Annotated in this window: 2 protein-coding genes and 1 pseudogene; 2 read left to right on the forward strand and 1 reads right to left on the reverse strand. The window is 57.8% G+C overall.

Features of this window, described 5'->3' with window-relative positions; translation table 11 throughout:
• Both ABY948_RS12260 and ABY948_RS12265 read left to right on the forward strand, forming a co-directional pair.
• Window positions 1–439, forward strand: a pseudogene (locus tag ABY948_RS12260) (M18 family aminopeptidase); the annotation flags it as partial.
• A gap of 81 nt (window positions 440–520) precedes the next feature.
• Window positions 521–1,546 (forward strand): tryptophan--tRNA ligase, encoded by a 1,026-nt coding sequence (locus ABY948_RS12265; RefSeq protein ID WP_461482816.1) that lies wholly within the window; start codon window positions 521–523, stop codon window positions 1,544–1,546.
• A 17-nt stretch (window positions 1,547–1,563) separates the two neighbouring features.
• Here ABY948_RS12265 and ABY948_RS12270 read toward each other — a convergent pair.
• Window positions 1,564–1,849, reverse strand: a 286-nt coding sequence (locus tag ABY948_RS12270) for an aminotransferase class III-fold pyridoxal phosphate-dependent enzyme (RefSeq protein ID WP_461482817.1), incomplete at its 5' end; no start/stop codon positions are given.

The following is a 1,849-nucleotide window of genomic DNA, read 5'->3' on the forward strand; positions in this document are numbered from 1 at the left end:
CCAACCGGAACAACTGACGCGGATTATCCACCGCTCACTGCTGATATCGGCAGACAATGCTCATGGAGTGCACCCCAATTACGCCGATCGCCACGACGGCAATCACGGTCCGGTACTGAATGAAGGCCCGGTACTCAAGGTCAATGCCAATCAGCGCTATGCCACCAACAGCGTCACGGCGGCGATCTTCCGCCAGCTCTGTGAAAAGGCCGGGGTGCCCCTGCAGGTGTTTGTGAATCGCACCGATCTCGGTTGTGGCAGCACCATTGGTCCGATTACCGCCGCCATGCTGGGTGTGCAGACTCTGGACGTCGGTGTAGCCACCTTTGCCATGCACTCCATTCGGGAGATGGCGGGTGCCGAGGATGCGCACAATTTCTATCGGGTGCTGAACGAGTTCTACAACAACCCCGACAGCCTGCTGGTAGCGGACCTGTGAATAGCGATTTAGCCTTTATCGGCGCGCTGAAATCCGTATGATGTGCGCCCATAACGCCGTATTAACTGTAGAAACCCAGCCATGAATAACAAGACATCCTCCGCACGCGATACCGTCCTGACCGGCATCACCACCACCGGCACACCTCACTTGGGAAATTATGTGGGGGCCATTCGCCCGGCCATTGCGGCGAGCCAGCGCACCGAGGTAGATGCCTATTACTTCCTGGCGGACTTCCACGCGTTGATCAAGTGCCAGGATCCGGCCAAGGTGCACCAGTCCACCCGGGAAATTGCCGCCACCTGGCTGGCCCTGGGACTCAACACCGACAATGTGGTGTTTTACCGCCAGTCGGACATTCCGGAAATTACCCAGCTAACCTGGTTTCTCAACTGTGTGGCGGCCAAGGGGCTGATGAACCGCGCCCATGCCTATAAGGATTCCGTGCAGAAAAACCTCGACGCGGGTGAGGATCCGGACTTCGGTATCACCATGGGGCTGTTTGCCTACCCGGTGCTGATGGCGGCGGACATCCTGATGTTTAACGCCACCAAGGTGCCGGTGGGTCGAGACCAGATCCAGCACATTGAAATGGCGCGGGATATCGGCCAGCGTTTCAACCACATCTACGGCGAGCACTTTGCCCTGCCGGAGGCGTTGGTGGACGATCATGTGGCGGTGTTGCAGGGTCTCGATGGCCGCAAGATGAGCAAGAGCTACGGCAACACCATTCCGCTGTTCCTGCCGGAAAAACAGCTGAAAAAGCACATCAACAAAATTGTCACCAATTTGCTGGAACCGGGTGAACCGAAAGATCCGGATACGTCCACGGTGTTCCAGGTCTGGCGCGCCTTTGCCAGCAGGGAACAGACCGAGGCAATGCGCCGCGAATTTGAAAACGGTATCGCCTGGGGCGAGGCCAAGAAACAGCTGTTTGAGCTGATTAACGACGAACTGTGCGAACCCCGCGAGCGCTATAACGAGCTGATGGACAATCCGGACTATATCGAGAAAGTCCTCAGGGAAGGGGCCGAAAAGGCGAGGGCTGTAAGCAGCCCCTTTATGGCCAAATTAAATCGCGCAGTGGGGCTCTATGCCCTGGTGTAACGGCATCAGGGCCTGGTTCAGCGGTCATTTCTGACCACGCCAACCACCGCATCGCAGAGCGCATCCAGATCCATGTCGTCGATAACATAGGGCGGCATCAGGTACACCAGTTTGCCAAAGGGCCTGACCCACACGCCGCGGTCGACAAACTGTTTCTGGATTCGCGCCAGATCGACAGGCGCTTTCATTTCAATCACACCAATTGCCCCGAGAACCCGTACATCGGCCACAGTGTCGAATTCCCTGGCGGCTGCGAGTCCCGCCTCTAGACGCCGCTGGATGGCGGCAATGCGCGCCTGCCAG

This window comes from Porticoccus sp. (genome assembly GCF_041592135.1).
Lineage (GTDB): Bacteria > Pseudomonadota > Gammaproteobacteria > Pseudomonadales > Porticoccaceae > Porticoccus.